This is a genomic window from Bradyrhizobium sp. USDA 4538 (genome assembly GCF_024171045.1).
In the GTDB taxonomy this organism is placed as follows: Bacteria; Pseudomonadota; Alphaproteobacteria; order Rhizobiales; family Xanthobacteraceae; genus Bradyrhizobium; species Bradyrhizobium australafricanum.
This window is the reverse complement of sequence record NZ_JALJZE010000001.1, coordinates 2,700,847-2,722,178: the sequence shown is the minus strand read 5'-3', so window position 1 is coordinate 2,722,178 and position 21,332 is coordinate 2,700,847. Positions and strand designations below refer to the sequence as shown.

The 21,332-nt window shown below is 65.5% G+C and carries 20 protein-coding genes; 11 read left to right on the top strand and 9 right to left on the bottom strand.

Features of this window, described 5'->3' with window-relative positions; all coding sequences use genetic code 11:
* The first annotated feature begins 3 nt into the window (after positions 1 to 3).
* The 5 genes from J2R78_RS12055 to J2R78_RS12035 all read left to right on the top strand — a co-directional run bounded on the left by J2R78_RS12055 (position 4) and on the right by J2R78_RS12035 (position 3,718).
* The gene (locus tag J2R78_RS12055; protein WP_253604580.1) at positions 4 to 483 is read left to right on the top strand and encodes a PaaI family thioesterase; all 480 of its coding nucleotides are present in this window, start codon (positions 4 to 6) and stop codon (positions 481 to 483) included.
* A 461-nt stretch (positions 484 to 944) separates the two neighbouring features.
* Entirely contained in the window at positions 945 to 1,331 is a 387-nt protein-coding gene (locus tag J2R78_RS12050) for a CidA/LrgA family protein (RefSeq protein ID WP_018269670.1), read from the top strand.
* Positions 1,328 to 2,050 carry an LrgB family protein gene (locus tag J2R78_RS12045; RefSeq protein WP_253604578.1) on the top strand — a complete coding sequence of 241 codons (723 nt, stop codon included), beginning with the start codon at positions 1,328 to 1,330 and terminating at the stop codon, positions 2,048 to 2,050. Before J2R78_RS12050 ends, J2R78_RS12045 begins: the two co-directional genes overlap by 4 nt.
* A gap of 216 nt (positions 2,051 to 2,266) precedes the next feature.
* Positions 2,267 to 3,004: a sulfite exporter TauE/SafE family protein gene (locus tag J2R78_RS12040; protein WP_051003131.1), complete on the top strand. Its 738-nt coding sequence runs from the start codon at positions 2,267 to 2,269 to the stop codon at positions 3,002 to 3,004.
* A gap of 36 nt (positions 3,005 to 3,040) precedes the next feature.
* On the top strand, positions 3,041 to 3,718 hold the full coding sequence (locus tag J2R78_RS12035) for a DsbA family protein (RefSeq protein WP_229192658.1): 678 nt from the start codon (positions 3,041 to 3,043) through the stop codon (positions 3,716 to 3,718).
* Between the two features lie 193 nt (positions 3,719 to 3,911).
* On the opposite strand, the gene J2R78_RS12030 is transcribed toward J2R78_RS12035, so the two are convergent.
* Complete coding sequence (locus tag J2R78_RS12030; protein ID WP_253604576.1) at positions 3,912 to 4,118, bottom strand: hypothetical protein; 207 nt, start codon at positions 4,116 to 4,118, stop codon at positions 3,912 to 3,914.
* A 63-nt stretch (positions 4,119 to 4,181) separates the two neighbouring features.
* Complete coding sequence (locus J2R78_RS12025; protein ID WP_253604575.1) at positions 4,182 to 5,069, bottom strand: LysR family transcriptional regulator; 888 nt, start codon at positions 5,067 to 5,069, stop codon at positions 4,182 to 4,184.
* A 120-nt stretch (positions 5,070 to 5,189) separates the two neighbouring features.
* Between J2R78_RS12025 and J2R78_RS12020 the strand changes: the two genes are divergently transcribed.
* Positions 5,190 to 5,930 carry an SDR family oxidoreductase gene (locus tag J2R78_RS12020; protein WP_253604573.1) on the top strand — a complete coding sequence of 247 codons (741 nt, stop codon included), beginning with the start codon at positions 5,190 to 5,192 and terminating at the stop codon, positions 5,928 to 5,930.
* A 56-nt stretch (positions 5,931 to 5,986) separates the two neighbouring features.
* Positions 5,987 to 6,886 carry an SDR family oxidoreductase gene (locus J2R78_RS12015; RefSeq protein WP_253604571.1) on the top strand — a complete coding sequence of 300 codons (900 nt, stop codon included), beginning with the start codon at positions 5,987 to 5,989 and terminating at the stop codon, positions 6,884 to 6,886.
* 113 nt (positions 6,887 to 6,999) lie between these two features.
* Here J2R78_RS12015 and J2R78_RS12010 read toward each other — a convergent pair whose 3' ends face one another.
* The 3 genes from J2R78_RS12010 to J2R78_RS12000 all read right to left on the bottom strand — a co-directional run bounded on the left by J2R78_RS12010 (position 7,000) and on the right by J2R78_RS12000 (position 10,736).
* Positions 7,000 to 8,082: a phospholipase gene (locus J2R78_RS12010; RefSeq protein ID WP_253604569.1), complete on the bottom strand. Its 1,083-nt coding sequence runs from the start codon at positions 8,080 to 8,082 to the stop codon at positions 7,000 to 7,002.
* Positions 8,083 to 8,105: 23 nt separating this feature from the next.
* Positions 8,106 to 9,077, bottom strand: coding sequence for a S1C family serine protease (locus tag J2R78_RS12005; RefSeq protein ID WP_057016190.1), 972 nt, complete (start codon positions 9,075 to 9,077; stop codon positions 8,106 to 8,108).
* A 144-nt stretch (positions 9,078 to 9,221) separates the two neighbouring features.
* On the bottom strand, positions 9,222 to 10,736 hold the full coding sequence (locus J2R78_RS12000; RefSeq protein WP_253604567.1) for an AMP-binding protein: 1,515 nt from the start codon (positions 10,734 to 10,736) through the stop codon (positions 9,222 to 9,224).
* 321 nt (positions 10,737 to 11,057) lie between these two features.
* Here J2R78_RS12000 and J2R78_RS11995 point away from each other — a divergent pair, with 321 nt between their 5' ends.
* Positions 11,058 to 11,378, top strand: coding sequence for a PilZ domain-containing protein (locus tag J2R78_RS11995; RefSeq protein WP_253604564.1), 321 nt, complete (start codon positions 11,058 to 11,060; stop codon positions 11,376 to 11,378).
* Between the two features lie 115 nt (positions 11,379 to 11,493).
* Here the strand turns inward: J2R78_RS11995 and J2R78_RS11990 are convergent, their stop codons facing one another.
* The 3 genes from J2R78_RS11990 to J2R78_RS11980 form a co-directional block, all read right to left on the bottom strand.
* Complete coding sequence (locus J2R78_RS11990) at positions 11,494 to 11,880, bottom strand: hypothetical protein (protein ID WP_253604562.1); 387 nt, start codon at positions 11,878 to 11,880, stop codon at positions 11,494 to 11,496.
* 382 nt (positions 11,881 to 12,262) lie between these two features.
* On the bottom strand, positions 12,263 to 13,291 hold the full coding sequence (locus tag J2R78_RS11985; protein WP_057016193.1) for a peptidoglycan -binding protein: 1,029 nt from the start codon (positions 13,289 to 13,291) through the stop codon (positions 12,263 to 12,265).
* Between the two features lie 27 nt (positions 13,292 to 13,318).
* Positions 13,319 to 14,305 (bottom strand): flagellar motor protein MotA, encoded by a 987-nt coding sequence (locus tag J2R78_RS11980; RefSeq protein ID WP_092087987.1) that lies wholly within the window; start codon positions 14,303 to 14,305, stop codon positions 13,319 to 13,321.
* Positions 14,306 to 14,846: 541 nt separating this feature from the next.
* Between J2R78_RS11980 and J2R78_RS11975 the strand changes: the two genes are divergently transcribed.
* The 3 genes from J2R78_RS11975 (at position 14,847) to J2R78_RS11965 (ending at position 20,467) form a co-directional block, all read left to right on the top strand.
* A complete protein-coding gene (locus J2R78_RS11975) occupies positions 14,847 to 16,052 on the top strand; it encodes an efflux RND transporter periplasmic adaptor subunit (protein ID WP_253604559.1) in 1,206 nt (401 codons plus the stop codon).
* Between the two features lie 6 nt (positions 16,053 to 16,058).
* On the top strand, positions 16,059 to 19,214 hold the full coding sequence (locus J2R78_RS11970; RefSeq protein ID WP_253604556.1) for a multidrug efflux RND transporter permease subunit: 3,156 nt from the start codon (positions 16,059 to 16,061) through the stop codon (positions 19,212 to 19,214).
* A gap of 116 nt (positions 19,215 to 19,330) precedes the next feature.
* Complete coding sequence (locus J2R78_RS11965; RefSeq protein WP_253604554.1) at positions 19,331 to 20,467, top strand: AAA family ATPase; 1,137 nt, start codon at positions 19,331 to 19,333, stop codon at positions 20,465 to 20,467.
* A gap of 14 nt (positions 20,468 to 20,481) precedes the next feature.
* Here J2R78_RS11965 and J2R78_RS11960 read toward each other — a convergent pair whose 3' ends face one another.
* The gene (locus tag J2R78_RS11960; protein WP_225163992.1) at positions 20,482 to 21,276 is read right to left on the bottom strand and encodes an inositol monophosphatase family protein; all 795 of its coding nucleotides are present in this window, start codon (positions 21,274 to 21,276) and stop codon (positions 20,482 to 20,484) included.
* Between the last annotated feature and the right edge of the window lie 56 nt (positions 21,277 to 21,332).

Sequence of the window (21,332 nt, the reverse complement as noted above, 5' to 3'; positions counted from 1 at the left end):
GCCATGCCGCGTTTCGAACCGAAGAATCCCGATTACCGTGCGGTCGCGACCGATACGTTCGCACGCCAGCGCGCGATGCAGACGCTTGGTATCTCGATCGCGCGCATGGAGCCCGGCGAGGTCGATCTCGCGATGCCCTATGCGCCGGAATTCTGCCAGCAGAACGGCTTCGTGCATGCCGGGATCATCACCGCGGGCCTCGACAATGCCTGCGGCATCGCCGCCTTCACGCTGATGCCGGCCGGTTCGGACATCCTCACCGTGGAGTTCAAGACCAATCTGCTGGCGCCGGCCCGCGGCGAGCGATTCGTGTTCCGCGCCGTCGTGGTCAAGCCCGGCCGCACACTGACGGTCTGCGACGGCCGCGCCTACGCGATCCAGGACGGCGTCGAGACGCTGGTCGCGACCATGAGCGGAACGCTGATGGCGCTGGCGCGGCGGGAGTCGCCGCCGACGGGTGGAGCTCTATCTCCGTCACCCTGAGGAGCCGCAAAGCGGCGTCTCGAAGGGTCGACGGCCCCATCGTTACGACGAAGGAGTGCGCGGGCTTGTCCGGGCCGTGCATCCTTCGAGGCTCGCAAGAGCTCGCGCCTCAGGATGACGGTGGTGCTGAGCGGGTCGAAGCGCGTGTTGCTTTCGCAGGGACGACGATTGTGGATGCAGGCCGCGCCACACACCCCGTGTCGTCCTGGCGAAAGCCAGGACCCATTACCCCGAATCTCAATTGTTGCGCTGGCTGAGGCCACGATCCCGGTCATCACCGAATGCGGTGGTTATGGGTCCCTGCTTTCGCAGGGACGACAGGCGGGGATGACGGTCTGAGAAGGTGTGACCGATTTGAGAGCGGCGGCGCCCAAGATCTGCGCACGCATCCAAGACCCGCGCATTGACAAGCTCCTGCCACACCGACCTGATAGGCGGATGTCTCGCGTGAGCTTCCCACCATGATCGCCAGCCTCAGCCTGATCCTGCTCTGCCAGCTGGTCGGCGAGGTCGCCGTGCGCGCGCTGGCGGTACCGGTGCCGGGCCCGGTGGTTGGCCTCGTGCTGCTGCTGTTGCTGCTGTTGGCGCGCGACCGCTTTCCGGCGCTGGCGCGCGGGCCGCTCGGCGATGACGGCGTCGAGAGCGCGAGCCGCGGCATGCTCGCCAATCTCTCGCTGCTGTTCATTCCCGCCGGCGTCGGCGTGGTGCAGAAGCTCGATCTGCTCGCCGAGCACGGCATCGCGGTCCTGGTGATCCTCGCGGTTTCGGTCATCGTCACCCTGCTGGCGACGGTTGCGACCTTCGTTGCGGCGAGCAGTTTGTTGTCGCGCGAGGAGGAGAGGCCGTGAACGACAATCCGTTCTCGCTCTGGGTCTATCTCTCGCAGTCGCCGCTGCTCTGGCTGACAGTGACGCTGTTGACCTATGCTGCGGCCGACGCGGTGTCGCTGAAGACAAGGCGGCACCCGCTCGCCAATCCCGTGCTGCATTCGGTGTGGATCATCGGCGTATTCCTGCTGCTGACCCGAACCTCCTACACCACCTATTTTGCCGGTGCGCAGTTCGTGCACTTCCTGCTCGGGCCGGCGACGGTGGCGCTCGCGGTGCCGCTCTACGAGAATCGCCGGCGGGTCGCGGCGGCGATCCTGCCGATGCTGGTTGCGCTCGCGATCGGCTCGCTGACGGCGATCGTCTCGGTGGTGCTGCTGGCGCAGGCGTTCGGGCTGCCGCGCGACGTCATCCTGTCGCTGGCGCCGAAATCGGTCACCGCCGGCGTCGCGATGGGCATCAGCGAATCCCTGCATGCCGATCCCTCGCTGACCGCAGTGTCGGTGATCCTCACCGGCATCATGGGGGCGATCATCGTCACGCCCCTGATGAACTTCACCGGCATCACCGACTTTCGCGCCCGCGGCTTTGCGGCGGGCATCGCCGCCCATGGCATCGGCACCGCGCGCGCCTTCCAGGTCGACGAGGTCGCCGGCGTCTTCGCCGGGATCGCGATGAGCCTGAATGCGCTGGTCACCTCGCTGCTGGTGCCGCTGGCTGTGACATATCTGCTGCGCTGAGCATGATCCGGAAAAGTGGGAACCGGTTTTCCCTCGCGACAAACGCAACGCGTTTGCGCGGAGATCATGCTGATATAGAGAGTCCGGCTGCAGGGCAGTTTTGTGCTATTGGTATGGCGTTGAGCAGCAAATCCTTCTAGGGTCGCCGGCTCAAACGCGAGTCTGTTCCCCTTGGTCTTCTCCGCAACTCAAAGCGTGCTTGGGCTGGCATCGGGCATGCTGGTCGGTTTTTCGCTGGGCCTGGTCGGCGGCGGCGGCTCGATCCTTGCCGTGCCGTTGATGGTCTACGTGGTCGGCGTGCCGGAGCCGCATGTCGCGATCGGCACCTCGGCGATCGCGGTCGCCGCCAACGCCGCGGTCAATCTCTCCAACCACGCCCGTGGCGGCACCGTGATCTGGTCCTGCGCGCTGGTGTTCGCGCTGTCGGGCATGCTGGGCGCATTCGGCGGCTCCATCCTCGGCAAGATGCTGGAGGGGCAGAAGCTGCTCGCGCTGTTCTCGCTGGTGATGCTGGTCATCGCGGGCCTGATGCTGAAGAACCGCGCGCGGGTCGGGCTGACCGACGTCAAGATCTCGATGTCCAACATGCCCGCGATCATCGGCCTCGGACTTGCCACCGGAACCATGTCCGGCTTCTTCGGCATCGGCGGCGGCTTTTTGATCGTGCCGGCCCTGATGCTGGCGACCGGGATGCCGATCATGAACGCGGTCAGTTCCTCGCTGGTGGCCGTCACCGCGTTCGGCATGACCACGGCCCTGAGCTATGCGTGGTCCGGGCTGGTGTCGTGGGGCCTGGCGGGGCTATTCGTCGCCGGCGGCATCGCGGGCGGCCTGCTCGGCACAAGCAGCGCCCGCCACCTGTCGGAACGGCGCGGCGCGCTTAATATCGTGTTTGCGACTGTGATTATCGTGGTGGCGATCTATATGCTGCTGCGTAACATCAATGTGTCCTGAACGTAGAAGGGCGCAGAGCTCTTGCGAAAGCCAGCCATGAACCAAATGACGAAATCGCCCCTGATCAACGCCGGTGCCACCCGCCGCGGCGCGCTCGGCCTGATCGGTGCCGGCATCGCGCTCATGGCCGCGGGCGCCGCGCGCGCCGAGGACGACAATGTCCTGACCGAGGAGCAGGTGCTGCGCGATCCGGATATTCCGGTGATAGGCAACCCCAAGGGCGACATCACCATCGTCGAATGGTTCGATTACAACTGCCCCTATTGCCGCAAGCTCGCGCCGGAGCTGCGCCAGGTGGTGCAGGACGACGGCAAGGTCCGCCTCGTGCTGAAGGATTGGCCGATCCTCGGGCCGGTCTCCAAGGTCGCGGCGCGGATGGCGCTGGCGGCGAAGTACCAGAACAAGTTCGACGTCGCGCATGAGGCGATGATCTCGGTCAATTCGCGCATCACCGAGCCGCGCATCGCCGAGTTGCTCTCGGGCGCCGGCCTCGACATGGACCGCCTGAAGAAGGATCACGACGCCAACGCCAAGGCGATCGATGCGATCCTTTCCCGCAACAACGAGCAGGCGCTGGCGTTCGGCTTCAACGGCACGCCGTCATTCATCGTCGGCAAGTACCGCGTACCGGGCGTGCTCAGCATGGATCAGTTCGAGCAGGTGATCGCCGACGCCCGCAAGGCCAATATGGGCCGCAAGACCGAGCAGAATTAGCCTTTGGCCCCTGCTGTTGAGGAGCGCTGACAGGTCCATGCGAAGTGCTCGTTTCGTTGGTTTTCGTCATGGCCGGGCTTGTCCCGGCCATCCACGTCTTTTCTGTCGAAGCGAAGCAAAGACGTGGATGCCCGGCACGAGGCCGGGCATGACAAGTTTTGCGGATATGATTGTGTCGGCTTGAAAACAATCGTTACTTCGCCGCGATCTTGTCCCACTGCTCGCGGGTGCGCGTCTTCAGCAGGTTCCAGTCATGCGCTGCGACGTCCCAATTGACGATGGTGCGCGTGTCCTGCGCCACCTCGCCATTGGCGCCGCTCGACGTCCGCATCGAGTCATAGACATAAACGCCGCATGTCAGCAGCAGCGCGCCCAAAATCATGCCGAAAAAGGTCCGCATCGCTCAATCCCTCCGGTGTCGGAAGCATAACGTTGCGGGGCTCGCTGTGGTTCCGGCGATCGATCAACTGCGCGCGAACGCCCGCATCACGTAATCGATGAACACGCGCACGCGCGGCGAGAGCTGGCGGTTGCGCGGATAGAGCAGGTTTACCGGCACCGATGGCGGCGGACATTGCAGCAGCACCGCGACCAGCGTTCCGTTTGCCAGATCGGTTTCGGCGTGGAAGCGCGGCACCTGCACGAGGCCGAGGCCGAGTTTCGCGCTCGCCAGATAACTCTCGGGGCCGGTCACCGACATCGGCGCCGGCAGTGGAAACTGCTTCAGCGTGCCGTCGATCACGAACTCCATCGGCCGCAGGCGTCCCGTGGTCAGCGAGCGGATGCCGATCATGCGATGGCCGCCGAGCGCGAACGGATCGACGGGCGTGCCGAAACGCGCAAGGTAATCCGGCGTCGCGCAGGTCAACCGCTCCAGCATCGTGACCTGCCGCGCGATCATGTCGCTATCGGGCAGCTTGCCGAAGCGCAGCACGCAGTCGACGCCTTCGCGGATCAGATCGACCCAGCGGTCGCTCTCGCTCATGTTGATCTCGATATCAGGATATTCGGCGAGGAAGCCCGGCAGGTTCGGCAGCAGGAAGTGCCGCGCCAGCGTGCCCTGCACCTCGAGCCGCAGCAGTCCCTTCGGCCGCGCGCCGCCGAAGGCGCCCTCGGCGTCTTCGAGATCCGCGATCAGCGACAGGCAGCGGCGGTAGTGCGCCTCGCCGTCGAGCGTCGGGCGCACCGTGCGCGTGGTGCGCTCGAGCAGCCGCACGCCAAGTCGCGCCTCCAGCCCCCTCACCGCGTCCGTTACCGTTGAGCGCGGCAGACCCAGATCCTCGGCGGCGAGCGAAAAGCTGCGCCGCTCGACCACCCGGGAGAACACGCGCATCGCGTCGAAACGGTCCATCTATTATCCGATAATTCCGAATAGTGATGCCAGAAAATGCATGATTATCCGGTCAGCGCCAAGGCCTAGTGTTCTCCCATCGAACGCGGCGCTGCCGCATCACCTGATGGGAGACTGAAAATGACCAACCAAACCAACAAGGTAGCTCTGGTGACGGGTGCCTCGCGCGGGATCGGCGCGGCGGTTGCCGAACGCCTCGCCAGGGACGGCTTCACCGTCGTCATCAACTACTCCGGCGACGCCAGGTCCGCCCAGGTGGTGGCCGACAGGATCGAGGCCGCCGGCGGCCGGGCACTGACCGCGAAGGCCGATGTCAGCGATGCCAACGCGGTGCGCGGCATGTTCGACGCGGCGGAAGCCGCCTTCGGCGGCGTCGACGTGCTGGTCAACAACGCCGGCATCATGAAGCTCGGCAAGATCGCCGACAGCGACGATGCCGCGTTCGACCAGCAGGTCGCGGTCAACCTGAAGGGCAGCTTCAACACCATGCGCGAGGCGGCGCGCCGGCTGCGCAACGGCGGACGCATCGTCAACTTCTCGACCAGCGTCGTCGGCACCAGGCTCGAGACCTACGGCATCTATGTCGCGACCAAGGCCGCAATCGAGTCGTTGACCGCGATCCTGTCCAAGGAATTGCGCGGCCGCGGCATCACCGTGAATGCGGTCGCGCCCGGGCCGACCGCGACCGATCTGTTCCTGCACGGCAAGTCGGACGAGCTGATCGACCGCTTTGCCAAGATGGTCCCGCTGGAGCGGCTCGGCACGCCCGATGACATCGCCAATGCCGTGTCGTTCCTCGCCGGCCCCGACGGCTCCTGGATCAACGGCCAGGCGCTCCGCGCCAATGGCGGCCTGGTCTGACGCCCGCACATCTCCAACCCAACTCGCATTCAACCGACTTCACAAGGATACGTGTCATGAAACAGGTCATCGTCATTACCGGCGCTTCGAGCGGCTTCGGCCGCCTCACCGCCAACGCGCTCGCCCAGGCCGGCCACACCGTCTACGCCTCGATGCGCCACACCACCGGCCGCAACGCCGCCGCGGTCGCCGATATCGAGGAGTTCGCGCGCGACAACAAGGTCGACCTGCGCTCGCTCGAGCTCGATGTCGGCTCGCAGGCGTCGGTCGATGCGGCGATTGCGCAGATCGTCGCCGAGGAAGGCCGCCTCGACGTCGTAATGCACAATGCCGGCCACATGGTGTTCGGCCCGGCGGAGGCGTTCACGCCCGAGCAGCTTGCCGAGCTCTACGACGTCAACGTGCTATCGACCCAGCGCGTCAATCGCGCGGCGCTGCCGCAGCTGCGCAAGCAGGGCAGGGGACTCGTGGTCTGGGTGTCGAGCAGCTCTTCGGCCGGCGGTACGCCGCCCTATCTGGCGCCGTATTTCGCGGCCAAGGCCGGCATGGATGCGATGGCGGTGATCTATGCCCGGGAGCTTACACGCTGGGGCATCGAGACCTCGATCATCGTGCCCGGCGCCTTCACCGGCGGCACCAATCACTTCGCGCATTCCGGCCGTCCCGCCGACGAGGCCCGCGTCGCCGAATATGAGGCCGGTCCCTATGCCGGCTTCGGCGAGGAGATCATGAAGGCGTTCGCCGCGATCGTGCCCGAGGATGCCGACGCCTCGCTGGTCGCCGACGCGATCGTCAAGGTCGTCGACGCGCCGTTAGGCAAGCGGCCGTTCCGCGTCCACATCGATCCGACGCAAGACGGCGCCGAAGTCGCATTCGGCGTGATCGACCGCGTCCGCAACGAGATGCTGCACCGGGTCGGCTTCTCCGACCTGCTCAAGCCGCGAGTGAACGGGTAATTTCTCCCCGCAACGTCATTGCGAGGAGCGACAGCGACGAAGCAATCCATCTGCCCGCGTGCTCGGTGACAATGGATTGCTTCGCTCCGCTCGCAATGACGGGATACGATCCCTCAGGTGCTGTCGGCTCGCCCACCATTCATCCACTGCATGATCTCCGCATTGATCTCGCGCGGATAGGTGTGGCTGAGATCGTCGATCTCTCGGTAAATCACCCTGGCGCCGGCGGCCGACAGCAGGCTTTGGGTCTGCCGCGCGGTCTGCACCGGAAACATCCAGTCGAGCCGCCCGTGGGTGATGAAGATCGGCAAGCCGCGCAGCCGCTCCGCGTCGGCGATCTCCGCCATCAGCGGATGGAAGGTCGCGGCAACGGGCGCCAGATGCGTGAAGCGCGAGGCGCCGTCGAGCCCGCTCACATAGCTGAAGGTGCCGCCGTCGCTCATGCCGGTCAGCAGTATGCGCGTCTCGTCGATCGTCCAGCGCGCACGCACCTGGTCGAGGATGCGGTTGAGGTTCGGCGTGTCGGTGTCCTCGCCCATCAGCGCCCAGGTCTGGCCGGTCGCGGTCGGCGCCACCAGGATGGCGCCGCGGCTGCGCGCATCGCGCAGCCAGTTCCACAGGAAGCCGCGGCCATTGCCGCTGCCGCCATGCAGCGCCATCACCAGCGGCCAGGCGCGGTCGGGCGTGTAATACTCCGGCACGTACATCGAGAAGCCGCCGCGGCTGCCCGGCTCGTTGCGCTCGTGGAAGATGCCGGTGTCGGCGTTGGGCTTGGCGGCGAGCTTTGCCTGCAGTTCGGTATCGTCGCGGAGATCGGGCGCGATAAAGAAGCCGCTGACCGGCGGCAGCTCGGTCAGCGGATAGAGCGCCTCCTGCGCCCGCGGCAGATAGCGCAGCGCGCGGAACACGCTGACCAGATCGCCTTCGCCGTTCTGCACCGCGCGCAGTCCCGCATAGCCTGACAGCGCCGGTTCGATCGCGGCTTCCAGCGCGGTCTTGATGTGCGCGAATTTCTCCGGCCAATCGGCGAGCCGCGGCCGCACCGCCTGCAAGGCCTCCTCCGGCTCGCCCGCAATCTGCATCACGCGATCGAAGTCCGGCGGATTGAGGTTGCGCGCGACGAAGGACAGCGATTCCAGCGTCTGCAACAGCGGCGGCAGCACGGCCACGATGTCGTCAACCACCGCCTCGCTCATCGCCGCTGCCTCTTCCCTTTGCCTCAATGCAGCCGCGGCGCCTTCAACAGCTTTATGCGGTCGATCGAGGTCAGCGTGACGTCGAAGGTGACGCCCTCGTGATAGATGGTCAGCGGCACGTCGACGCCGGCCGCGCCGAGCGACCAGAGCTTGCGGTAGAAGCCGGCCTGGCTCGTCACCTTGTCGCCGTCGACCGCGAGGATCACGTCGCCGGTCTTCAGTTCGGCGCGCGCCGCCGGTCCCTTGCTGGCGACGCCGACCACCACGAGGCGGTTGTCGATCTCGGTCGTGAACATGCCGAGCCACGGCCGCGCCGGCTTGTCGACCCGGCCGAACTTGCGCAAATCGTCCAGCACCGGATTGAGCAGATCGATCGGCACGATCATGTTGACATGCTCGGCGTGGCCCGAGCGCTCGCGTTCGAGTTGCAGCGAGCCGATGCCGATCAGCTCGCCGGCGTTGTTGATCAGCCCGGTGCCGCCCCAGTTCGGATGCGACGGAGAAGTGAAGATCGCCTCGTCCAGCAGATACTCCCAGTAACCGGCGAATTCCTGCTTCGCCGCGATCTGGCTTGCGACCGAGCGCGTGCGGCCGCCGGCGCCGCCGAGCACCACATTGTCGCCGACCTGCGTCGCCGCCGACGAGCCGATCCGCAGCGGCTCGAGATCGACCCGGCCGAGCGCCTGCACCAGGCCGAAGCCGGATTCGAAATCGAAGCCGAGCGCGTGGCCCTCGACCGCGCGGCCGTCGCCGAGATGCAGCCACACCGTGGCGGCTTCAGTGATCAGATAGCCGATCGTCAGCACCAGCCCGTCGTCGATCAGGACGCCATTGCCGGCACGCTCGGTGCCGAGCGTCTCGGCGCTGAAAGCATCCGGCGGAATGATCGAGTGCAGCCCGACCACACTCATCAGCGCGCGATCGAGATCGTAGCGGTAATCTTCGGGGCGAGGCTGAAAGGCCGCGGGCACTTTCCATTCGGTCGTGGAGGGCATCAAGGGATCTCCTGGCGTGCAGGGCGCTGGAACCTCAAGGTAGACCGAGGTTCTGCCGGCAGGGAAGATGGAATGATATACCTTGCAGGGCCGCCTGCACAGCTCATGTGGCGTGCAGACCTGCCCCTCGCAAGATAATTGAACCTATTCGGTTTTTGCCGCACGCGCCGGCATGATGCGGAAGGCGCGGTTGTCCTTGATCCACGCGGCGCGCTCGTCGCGCAGCATGGTGCGGCGAACCTTTCCGGAATCGTCGCGCGGGGCGGTGCCGACGCGCTCGAAACTTTCCGGATGCTTGTAGCGGCTGAGCCGGTCCTTCAGGAAATCGCCCATGCCGTCGGCGATCGCTTGCGCATCGGCGCTGTCGGCGAGCTCGAGGATTGCATGCACGCGCTGACCGAATTCCGGATCGGGCAGTCCGACCACGACGCAGGAGCGCACCTCGGGATGCTCGCTGACCGCGGCCTCGACCTCGGCCGGATAGATGTTGGCGCCGCCGCGCAGCACCATGTCGGCGAGCCGGTCGCCGAGATAGAGATAGCCTTCTTCATCGAGCCGGCCGATGTCGCCGAGCGATTCCCAGCCGTCCGGCCGCCGCTTCGGCGTTGCGCCGAGATAGTGATAGGTCGAGCCGGCGCCGTCATTGGGCAGGAAATAGATTTCGCCGGTCTCGCCGGGCGCGACGTCGTTGCCGTCCTCGCCGATGATGCGCAGTTTCGCGGTCTCGCCGATCTTGCCGACCGAGCCCTTGTGCGCCATCCATTCGGTGCCCGAGATCACGCAGGCGCCCTGCCGCTCGGTGCCGCCATAGAGCTCCCAGATCCGCTCGGGGCCGAGCCATTCGATCCACTTCTCCTTCAGCCAGGGCGGCATCGGCGCTGCCATGTGAAACACGATGTTCAGGCTGGAGACGTCGTAGCGGTTGCGCACCTCCTCGGGCAGCGCCCAGATCCGGTGCATCATGGTCGGCACGAAGTTCACCCATTGCACGCGCTCGCGCTCGATCAGCCGCAGCGTCTCCTCGGCGTCGAACTTCACCATGCCGGTGACCCTTCCGCCCCCGAACAGCGCAAAGTGCGAGAGGATGAATGGCGCATTGTGATACAGCGGCCCCGGATTGAGCAGCGAGGTGTCGCGCGCAATGCCGAGCGTCGCCTCGGCCGTGGTCTCGATCACCGCGGGGTTGTGATCGAGGATCACCTTCGGCCGCCCGGTCGAGCCGCCGCTCGTCATCGCCTTCCAGTAGCGCGCGACCGGCGCATCGAGCGGCTCCTCGGAGAATCCGTCCGGCACGAAATTCACCGGCAGCGAATTCGGCGCATTCCAGTCGGCCTCGCCGCCGACCACCAGCGACGGTCTCAGAATCTCGAGCACGGCAGCGGCCTCGCCGCGCGGCAGCCGCCATGACAGCGAGGTCGGCGTCGCGCCGCACTTCCACACCGCGAAGGTCGTCTCGAAGAACGCGTTGCTGTTGGGCAGCCCGATCGCGACGAAGTCGCCGGGCTTGACGCCCTTGGCGGCGAAGGCGCGCGCCCGTGCATTGGCGCGGCGCTCGAGCTCGAGCCAGGTCAGCGCATCCGCGCCATGACTGATGGCGATCGCATCCGTGGGCTTGCGTTCGGCATACCAGCGCGGCACGTCGGCGAGGGGGATCAGCATGGTCGTTTCCGTCGGAAAAGGCGGCTTGAAGCGCTCTTGTTGCAGGGATGTGGCCAAGGCCACGGCCGCCACTTCACCAACAGTGCAGTCTCCGTGTCAAGCCGGCGGCTGTCCATGCGGCCGGTATCCCGCTGATGGAATTGCAGAATCCCTGTTCGCTAAAAGCCCCGTCAAGATTCCGGTAAAGTTCAAGCGATCGCGCTAAGCCAGGCTTTACGGGGGGCCGGCATTGTGGCCGTTGCGGTTCTGTGCCGGGCGCGTCGAGCGACGTGCACGGCGTGCAATGTCTTTCAATGACCAATGGCTTCAAGGACGGCGACGATGGCGAGCAATGGAGCACGGATCAAGGTCAGTCGCGAGCCGCGGCGCCAGCTCAACAATCGTGCGGCCTGGATCACGATCGACGACGGCGCGACCGAGAGCGAATGCGCCGTGGTCGACATCTCGCCGGGCGGCGCCAAGATCACCACCGAGGTCGAGTTCGAGGTGAATGACCGCCTCGCGCTGACGCTGCTCGCCGATCACGCCAAGCGCTACCCTTGCGAGGTGGTCTGGCGTCGCGGCAAGACCTACGGGCTCAAATTCGTGACGGCCGAAGTCGAGCCGGTTGAACCTGCCGCGGAGCCGGCCGGCGCGACCTAGCGCGGCGTTTCATCAATCAATGTTCGAATGGACGTTCGGCGCAGGCCATCGCCGATCGGATCGGGCGCGCGTTCAATGGCTCACGCCAGGACGTCCCGCGCAAGCGTGGCTCACGTCAACGTCGCTGCGGATTGTCGGCATTGCCGGTGGTGGTGCCCGTCGGGCCTCCCGGAAGCGCCGGTGCGGCGCTGCCGCCGCCGGTGCCGGAAGACGGTGCGACGCGCTGGCCGGACTGTGTCGGGAGCGCAGTGCCGCCGACGCCGTTCGACGGCGCGGCGCGGTCGCCCGGCCTGGGCGGCAGCGGGGTGCCGCCGGTGTTCTGCGCGAGAAGCGGGGCCGGTGCGAGGACGAGGCCGGCGGCGACGACGATGGCAAATTTGGTCTTGAACATGCGCTGGTCCGAGATGGCGCGGTGAGGCTGCAGCGACAGGCACAGCCGCGACGGAGACGAGAGATCCGCCAAGCCCGCGAGATTGCGATACCAACATAACGTCCGCCGCATTTGATGCGTTCCCGGACGCCTCGCCAGGACGAAGCAAATATCCGTGTAATGAACGGTCTCCACCGATCGCGGCGACGCCTCGCCGGTGTTGCGGATCTTTCGACATGAAGTTTGGACATTCATGTCGCGAGAATGCGGATGTGTGACTCACAGACCTCGCCACACACTCAATGTCGTCCTGGCGAAAGCCAGGACCCATTACCCCAAATCCCAATTGATGCGCGACGCTGGGGCCGCGATCCCGTTCATCATCAAATGCGGTGGTTATAGGTCCTGGCATTCGCCAGGACGACGAACGGATAGCGCCGTGTGCCCGTCCTACGGGTTCACGCAAACACAGTCGAGCCCGGCAATGACGACTGGTTGGCCAGGCGCCGTCGTCCTAGCGTTCCGTCAGCTTCAGCTCGATACGGCGGTTGCGCTTGTAGGCCTCTTCGGTCTGCGCGGTGTCCAGCGGCTGGAATTCAGCAAAGCCGGCGGCGACCAGTCGCTGCGCCGGCACGCCGAGCGAGACCAGGTACTGCACCACCGAGATCGCGCGCGCCGAGGACAGCTCCCAGTTGGACTTGAACAGCGGGCTGTTGATCGGCCGCACGTCGGTGTGGCCGTCGACGCGCAGCACCCAGGCGATCTCGGGCGGAATCTGCTTGTCGAGATCGATCAGCGCGCTCGCGACCGTTTCGAGCTCGGTCTTGCCCTCGGGCAGCAGCGTCGCCTGGCCGGTGTCGAAGAACACTTCCGACTGGAACACGAAGCGGTCGCCGACGACGCGGATATCGGGACGGTTGCCGAGGATCGCACGCAGCCGGCCGAAGAATTCCGAGCGGTATTTCGACAGTTCCTGCACCCGCTGCGCCAGCGCGACATTGAGGCGCTGGCCGAGATCGGCGATGCGGTTCTGCGATTCCTTGTCGCGCTTCTCGGAGGCGTCGAGCGCCTCTTCGAGCGCAGCGAGCTGGCGGCGCAGCGCGCTGATCTGCTGGTTCAGCAGCTCGATCTGCGCCAGTGCGCGCGACGATACGGCCTTCTCGGATTCCAGCGCCTTGTTGAGCTCGTTGGCGCGGCCCTGCGCGTCGCTGCCGGAACTCGCGAGCCCCTCATAGAGCCCCTTCATGCGGTCGCGCTCGCCTTCCGCGGAGGCGAGGCCGGCGCGCAGCTGCGCCACCTGGTCGTCGAGCGTCAGCTTGGAGAGCTTCTCCAGCGACAGCAGGTCGTTGAGCTGGGCGATCTTGGCGGTGAGCTGTTCCAGCGCCTTGTCCTTGCCGGTGACCTCCTGTGACAGGAAGAACTGCACGACGAGGAACACCGACAGCAGGAACACGATCGACAGCACCAGCGTCGACAATGCGTCGACAAAGCCGGGCCAGTAGTTGAAGCCGGATTCGCTGCGGCGCGAGCGGGCGAGGGCCATGGGTGTCTCCTTGGGCTTGCTCCCCGGCTAGCTTTTCTCGGGCTGGCGGGCGAGGCGTTCGAGCAGCCGCTTGATCTCGCGGTTCTGCTCGCCCTGGCCGTCGGCCCATTCCCGGATCATTTGCTGCTCGGTGCGCATATGCGCAACCAGCCCCTGGATCGCCTCGGCAAGATTGGCCATCGCGGCCGTGGTGCTGCGGCCGCCGCCGCCTTCCTCGAGCGCGGTGCGGAGCCGGTCGATCGCGCCCTGCATGTTGCCGGAAACGCCGGCTTCATCGCCGGAAATGCCGCGCACGGTGCCGGCGAGCCAGTCCTCGAGGTCGGTGTAGAAGCGGTTCTGGGCCTGGCTCGACTGCAGGTCGAGGAAGCCGAGGATCAGCGAGCCGGCGAGGCCGAACAGCGAGGACGAGAACGAGATGCCCATGCCGCCGAGCGGCGCGGCGAGGCCCTCCTTCAGCGTATCGAACAGCGCGCCGGAGTCGCCGCCGACCTTGAGCCCGTCGATCACCTTGCCGACCGAGCCCACCGTCTCGATCAGGCCCCAGAACGTGCCGAGCAGGCCGAGAAACACCAACAGGCCGGTCATGTAGCGCGAGATGTCGCGGGCTTCATCGAGCCGGGTTGCGATCGAATCGAGCAGATGTCGCATGGTCTGCTGCGAGATCGACATCCGCCCCGAGCGTTCGCCGCCGAGGATCGCGGCCATCGGGGCAAGCAGCGTCGGGCGGCGCTCGACCGCAAGGCCGGGATCGGCGATGCGGAAATTGTTGACCCAGGCGACCTCGGGATAGAGCCGGATCACCTGGCGGAACGCCAGGATGATTCCGATCAGCAGCACCGCCCCGATCAGGGCGTTCAGCCCCGGATTGGCAAAGAAGGCGGTGACGATCTGCTTGTACAGCACGACCCCGACCAGGCCGCAGAGCACCAGGAACACCAGCATCCGCACCAGGAAGATACGAGGCGAGGACAGCTTGCTCAATTCGATCTCCATGTCGGAGCGGGAAGGAGGCATTGCCGGGTCATCCGTTCGCGAAGGCCGCATCTGCGAGCAATATGGCACAGCGGCGGAGTGAGGAAAGCCGATTCCAGGGGCAGCAAACAGGACCTTGAGTTGGAATCTCGTGGGCCGTTGCCGCTTTGCACGGCTTTCCGACCGCTCGGCGCATCACCATCCGCTGAACTGCACACCCCACCCGCAGATCGCGAAATGAGGTCGGCTTGCACGCGTCGTTCGGTGAGGCGAACGCGACGATGGTGATTCGGTCCGATGGTCTCGGTGTTGCGAGGTGCGGCATTCCGCGCAGGCAAAATAGCGGGGTTCCCGCTCACGCAGACCTTAATGCATTCCCACAGCCTGCGATGGAACCCGCTCACAATGCGGTGACAAGACAAAAGATGCCGCGAAATCATAGTGATAGCATTCTGTGACATTGAGCCGCCCAAAAACGCATTGCGTCGCAGCAAGCAGATTTTATTTTCATCGCAGCAACGCGAGCGGTGTCGCCGTGACACCGCCGTTCGTTTGTTCAAACCTTTCAGGGGCGATTATCTCAATGTCTGGACTTCGCGCGCAATCGGCATGCATTGCTCTGATGCTGGCCGTGACGGCGCCACTGCTTGCAGGCTGCGACGAGCCGAACACCGCAACCGCCGCCGTGCAAGCACCCGAGCCGGACGTCAGTGTCGTCACCGTGAAGCCGCAGGCGCGCGCGATGCTGCGCGAGCTGCCGGGCCGCATCGCGCCGACCCGTGTTTCCGAGGTACGCCCGCGCGTCTCGGGCATCGTGGTCAACCGCATGTTCCATCAGGGCAGCGAGGTGAAGGTCGGTGATCCCCTGTACCAGATCGATCCGCGCCCGTTCGAAGTCGAATTGCAGTCGACCGAGGCGGCGCTGGCGCGCGCCAAGGCCGTGCTCGAACAGGCCGCGCTGCAGGCCCGCCGTATCGCGACCTTGACCAGCCAGCGCGCGGCGCCGGAAGCCGAGAACGAAAAGGCGATCGCGACGCTGAAGCAGGCCGAAGCCGATGTGCAGGGACGCGAGGCCGAAGTTGCGCGCGCCAAGCTCAATCTGGATTATGCGACGATCCGCGCGCCGATCGACGGCACCATCGGCGCGGCGCTGGTCAGCGAGGGCGCGCTCGTCGTGCAGAACGACGCCGCGAGCCTTGCGACCATCCAGCAGCTCGATCCGATCTACGCCGACTTCCAGCAGTCGGTGACCGAGATGAACCAGCTCCGCCGTGCCTTCGAGAGCGGCGATCTCGACCGCATCGCGCCCGACGCGATGAAGGTGCGCCTCGTGCTCGACGACGGCTCGATCTACCCGCTGCCGGGCAAGCTGCTGTTCTCCGACGCCAAGGTCGACGCCTATACCGGGCAGGTGACGTTGCGCGGCGAGTTCCCGAACCCGCATCGCATCCTGCTGCCGGGCATGTATGTGCGCGTGCTGATCGAGCAGGGCATCGACAGCGATGCGATTGCCGTGCCGCAGCAGGCGATCCAGCGCAATGGCGGCGGCGGCAGCGAGGTGTTCGTCGTCAAGGCCGACAATCACGTCGCGGTGCAGCCGGTGCGCACCGGCTCGCTGCAGGGTGGTTCCTGGTTCGTGACCGATGGCCTGAAGGCCGGCGACAAGGTCGTCGTCGAGGGGTTCCAGAAATTCGCCGCCGGCGACAAGGTCCGGCCGCAAGCCTGGCGCGAGGTCGACGCAGCTGCAGCACCGACGGATTCGCACCAGACCGCGCACGCAGTGCGGTGATCCGACATGCCTAGCTTCTTCATCGACAGGCCGATCTTCGCCTGGGTCGTCGCGCTGTTCATCTGTCTGATCGGCGCGATCTCGATTCCGCTCCTCGCGGTCGCGCAATATCCGATCATCGCACCGCCCTCGATCTCGATCTCGACCAGCTATCCCGGCGCGTCGCCGGAGAACCTCTACAACAGCGTGACGCGGCTGATCGAGGAGGAGCTCAACGGCGCCGCCAACATCCTGAACTTCGAATCGACCTCCGATTCGCTCGGCCAGGTCGAAATCATCGCCAACTTCAAGCCGGGCACCGACACCAGCCAGGCTTCGGTCGAGGTGCAGAACCGCCTCAAGCGCGTCGAGGCGCGGCTGCCGCGCGCCGTGATCCAGCAGGGCATCCTGGTCGAGGAAGCCTCGTCCGCCGTGCTGCAGATCATCACGCTGAACTCGACCGACGGCTCGCTGGATGAAGTGGGCCTCGGCGACTTCATGATCCGCAACGTGCTGGGCGAGGTGCGCCGCATCCCCGGCGTCGGCCGCGCCACGCTGTATTCGACCGAACGCAGCCTGCGAATCTGGATCGATCCGGCCAAGCTGGTCGGCTACGGCCTGTCCGCCGACGACGTCAACAAGGCGATCACGTCGCAGAACGCCCAGGTCGCCTCTGGCAGCATCGGCGCCGAGCCGAGCACCGATACCCAGAAGATTTCCGCGCAGGTGCTGGTGAAGGGCCAGCTGTCCTCTCCCGACGAGTTCGGCGCCATCATCCTGCGCGCCAACGCCGACGGCTCGACGGTCCGCCTGCGCGACGTCGCGCGGATCGAGATCGGCGGCCTCAGCTACCAGTTCAACACCCGCCTCGACGGCAAGCCGACCGCCGGCCTCTCGGTGCTGCTGTCGCCGAAGGGCAATGCGCTGGCGACCGCGAGCGCGGTCGAAGCCAAGATGAAGGAGCTGTCGCGCTTCTTCCCGGCCAACATCTCCTACGAAATCCCCTACAACATCACGCCGGTGGTCGAGGCTTCGATCAAGAAGGTATTGACGACGCTGGTCGAGGCCGTCGTGCTGGTGTTCGTCGTGATGTTCCTGTTTCTGCAGAACATCCGCTACACCATCATCCCGACCATCGTGGTTCCGGTGGCGCTGCTCGGCGCCTGCGCCACGCTGATGATCGCGGGTTTCTCGATCAACATGCTGACGATGTTCGGCATGGTGCTGGCGGTCGGCATCCTCGTCGACGACGCCATCGTCGTGGTCGAGAACGTCGAGCGCATCATGGCGGAGGAGGGTCTGCCGCCGAAGGAAGCCACCAAGAAAGCGATGTCGCAGATCACCGGCGCCATCATCGGCATCACGCTGGTGCTGATGGCGGTGTTCGTGCCGATGGCGTTCTTCCCCGGCTCGGTCGGCATCATCTACCGGCAGTTCTCGGTCACCATGGTGGCGGCGATCGCGTTCTCGGCGCTGCTCGCGCTGTCGCTGACGCCGGCGCTGTGCGCGACCTTGCTCAAGCCGGTCAAGAAGGGCCACGGCCATGCCAGCAAGGGCGTGTTCGGCTGGTTCAACCGCGTGCTCGACACCAGCCGCGCCGGCTATGTCAGCACGGTGCAGGCCGGGCTGAAGCGCACCGGCCGCCTGATGCTGATCTATCTGGTGCTGTTCGCAGGCGTCGCCTACGGCTTCGTGCGGTTGCCCGGCGGCTTCCTGCCGGTCGACGACCAGGGCTTCATCACGACCGACGTGCAGACGCCGTCGGAGTCGTCCTATGCCCGGACCGAAGCCGCGGTCGAGCAGGTCGAGAAGTACCTGAAGGATCGCGCCGGTATCGAGAACGTCACGTTCCTCACCGGCTTCAGCTTCCTCGGCCAGGGCATGAACACCGCGCAGGCCTTCATCACGCTGAAGGACTGGTCGGAGCGCGGCCCGAAGGATTCGGCCGCCGCCATCGTCGCCGACATCAACCGCGACCTGTCGTCGATCCGCGACGCCAGGATCTCGGCGTTGCAGCCGCCGCCGATCGACAATCTCGGCAACTCCTCGGGCTTCTCGTTCCGCCTGCAGGACCGCGGCCAGAAGGGCTATTCGGCGCTGATCGCCGCGTCCGATCGCCTGATCGCTGAGGCCAATGCCAGCCCGATCCTGCAGAAGGTCTATGTCGAAGGCCTGCCGCCCGCGCCGCAGGTCAATCTGATGATCGACCGCGAGAAGGCGGGCGCGTTCGGCCTCACCTTCGAGGACATCAACAACACGATCTCGACCAATCTCGGCTCGAACTACATCAACGACTTCCCGAACCGCGGGCGCATGCAGCGCGTCATCGTGCAGGCCGACAAGACCAGCCGCATGAACGCGGACGACATTCTCAACTACAACGTCAAGAACAGCCGCGGCCAGCTGGTGCCGTTCTCGGCCTTCGCCACCATCGAGTGGACGAAGGGGCCGACGCAGATCGCGGGCTTCAACTACTATCCGGCGGTGCGCATCTCCGGCGAGGCGCGGCCGGGCTTCACCTCGGGCGATGCGATCGCCGAAATGGAGCGGCTCGCCGACAAGCTGCCGCGTGGCTTCGGCTATGAATGGACCGGCCAGTCGCTGCAGGAGAAGCTGTCGGGCTCGCAAGCGCCGTTCCTGCTCGCGCTGTCGGTGCTGGTGGTGTTCCTGCTGCTCGCCGCGCTCTATGAGAGCTGGACCATTCCGCTCGCGGTGCTGCTCACCATTCCGCTCGGCATTCTCGGTGCGGTGGTGGCGGCGACGATGCGCGGGCTCTCAAACGACGTCTATTTCACCGTCGGCCTGATCACCATCATCGGTCTTGCCGCCAAGGACGCGATCCTGATCATCGAGTTTGCCAAGGATCTGCGCGCGCAGGGCAAGCCGCTGGTCGAGGCGACCATCGAGGCCTGCAGTCTCAGATTCCGCCCGATCCTGATGACCGGTCTTGCCTTCGTCTGCGGCGTGCTGCCGATGGCGATCGCGACCGGTGCCGGCGGCGCCAGCCAGCAGGCACTCGGCACGTCAGTGATGGGCGGCATGATCGCGGTGGTGATCCTCGCGCTGCTTCTGGTGCCGGTGTTCTTCGTCAGCGTGCAGCGCGTGCTGGCCGGTGACCGCGAGAAGGCGCCGGGGCAGGGTGAGGTATATGGCCCGCCCGCGCCGGCAAGGATCGGTCACTGATATCAGGGGTCGGTGCTGCTCAGATCAGCGGCTTGCTTTCGCAGGCCGACCAATCCAGATTGCAGCTCTGGATTGAACGGGAAGCGTTTGGGCAACCCGGGGATTGAGGGCATGCGATGCGGCCGAGCGATATTGCGATCTCGAATTATCGCTCGATCCGGCGGCTCTTCATGCCCATCCAGCCGCTGTCCGTGTTCGTCGGCGAGAACGGCGTCGGCAAATCCAATCTCTACAAGTCCCTGTCGCTGTTGCGGGATGCTGCGACCGGCCGGATCACGCGCACGATCTCCGACGAAGGCGGGTTGAATTCCGTCTTCTGGTCCGGCCATCGCAGACGCGGAGACGATGCGCGTCTGCGGTTGGCCGTGAGGCTCGACCACGTCAGATATTCCATCGAGCTCGGATTCCCGAGCCCGGTCGTGGCGGCATTTCCCGGTGAGCCGATGATCAAGTCCGAAACGATCGAGGCGACCCACGGCAAGAAGACAATACTGATGTTGGAGCGCACCAACTCACTCGTCAGTGTCCGCGATGAGAACGGCACTTGGAGCCAGCACAAGGATGCGGTGCTGCCGTCGGAAACCGCGCTGGCCGGATTTTCGGATGGTAAGGGAAGTCCCGAGATCGACCTGATCCGAAATGCAATGCTGAGTTGGCGATTCTATCACGACTTCCGGACCGATCCGGCGTCGCCGATACGAAAGCCGTGTCTCGCGATCACGACACCTTCGCTGAGCGCCGATGGCCACGATCTGGCTGCCGTGTTGGCAACCCTGTTCACGATCAGGCAGGATGCCGGCGATCTGCAGGATGCGATCGAGGACGCATTTCCGGGCGCCGAACTGCGGGCTTGGGAAAAAAATGGGCTATGTGAATTCCAGTTGCAACTGGAGGACATGCCGCGTCCCTTCAAGGCGCACGAACTATCCGATGGAACGCTGAAGTATATCTGCCTGCTCGCCGTGTTCATGGGCTATCGGCTGCCGCCGTTCATCGCGCTGAACGAGCCCGAGACCAGCCTGCATCCCTCGCTGCTGGCGCCATTGGCCCGGCTGATCGCCAAGGCATCGCGCCGCGCCGACATCTGGATCGTCACCCATTCGGAGCCTCTGATGGAAGCGCTGCGCAGCGAAAGCGCGGTGCCGCTGCGCCGGGTGATCAAGACGAAGGGCGCCACGACCATCGAGGGCCTGTCCCTCGGCGGTGAATTTCGTGACGGGCAGGACGACGATGATGAGGATGATGACGATTAAATCGCGCCGTCGCGTTACTGCCCGAGCGGCTTCAGGATCTTGATCAGCTCGCCATGCACGAACTCGTTGCCACAGACGATGTGGCCGGTCTGCAGCGGGTCGTCATTGCCCTGGATGCCGGAGACGGTGCCGCCGGCTTCGCGGACCATCAGCAGGCCGGCCGCGACGTCCCAGGCCTGCAGATTGCGCTCCCAATAGCCGTCGAGCCGGCCGGCAGCGACAAAGGCGAGGTCGAGCGAGGCGGCGCCGAAGCGGCGGAAGCCCGCGACCTTGGTCTGCAGCGCGGCCATCTCCTGCAGCGCCAGCTGGTGACTACCGCGGCCGATATGCGGCAGGCCGCAGGCCACAACGCATTCGTTGAGCTGGCGGCGGCCGGCGACGCGCAGGCGCTGGTCGTTGAGGAACGCGCCCTTGCCGCGCTCGGCGATGTAGAGCTCGTCATTGGCGGGATTGTAGATCACGCCGGCGATCACGGTGTCCTCGCGCTTCAGCCCGATCGAGATCGCGAATTGCGGGATGCCGTGCAGGAAGTTGGTGGTGCCGTCCAAGGGATCGACGATCCAGGTGTGGCTCTTGTCGCTGCCTTCGCGCTTGCCGCCTTCCTCGCCGAGGAAGCCGTAGCCGGGCCGGGCCTTTTCGAGGTCGGTGTAGAGCATCTCCTCGGCGCGCTTGTCGGCGAGCGAGACGAAGTTTGCCGGCCCCTTCAGCGACACCTGGAGATGTTCGATCTCGCCGAGGTCGCGCTTGAGGCTGCGGCCGGCGCGGCGCGCGGCCTTGACCATGACATTGATGAGAGCGGAATAGAGCATGATGAGAACTTGTGACCCGAGAAATGTGAAAGTCGATCAGGCGGCGCACGCAAATC